This is a genomic window from Bacteroides sp. 51, assembly GCF_010500965.1.
Taxonomy (GTDB): Bacteria; Bacteroidota; Bacteroidia; order Bacteroidales; family Bacteroidaceae; genus Bacteroides.
Genome location: NZ_QVMI01000122.1, coordinates 1 through 404 on the forward strand (window position 1 = coordinate 1; position 404 = coordinate 404).

Sequence of the window (404 nt, forward strand, 5' to 3'; positions counted from 1 at the left end):
AAGATGCCCTCTGTCCAGCTTAAAGCTCCGTCTTCGCGAACCTCGCGAAAACACAGCAACAACAAGCGAATGCCAGAAAAGCACAGCGATGAGTATCGTCAGAAGCGAGAGAGGAACAACATTGCAGTACGCAAAAGTCGCTTCAAGACCAAGCAAAAGTTTCACGAGACACTCCAAAAGGTCGAGGAGCTCACAGAGGAGAATGATCAACTTCATGGTAGGATTGAAGTTCTCACTAAAGAGCTCACTGTACTCCGAAACTTGTTTTCCAACCCAACCATCTTCAAGGATCAGGCACTGGCTAGAGCTCTTCTGGCACAAGGACTGGCTGAGCATTCTGCCTAGAAATCAGCTGATGATTCCCCCGAAACAAAAAACTTGGACTGTCGTTAGAGGAAAAAGGT

At 47.3% G+C, this 404-nt stretch carries 1 protein-coding gene; it reads left to right on the forward strand.

Going from position 1 to position 404, the window contains the following annotated elements:
- The coding region (locus D0T87_RS23800; RefSeq protein ID WP_203558779.1) for a CCAAT/enhancer-binding protein at positions 1-345 on the forward strand (345 nt) is incomplete at its 5' end.
- Positions 346-404 lie beyond the last annotated feature (59 nt).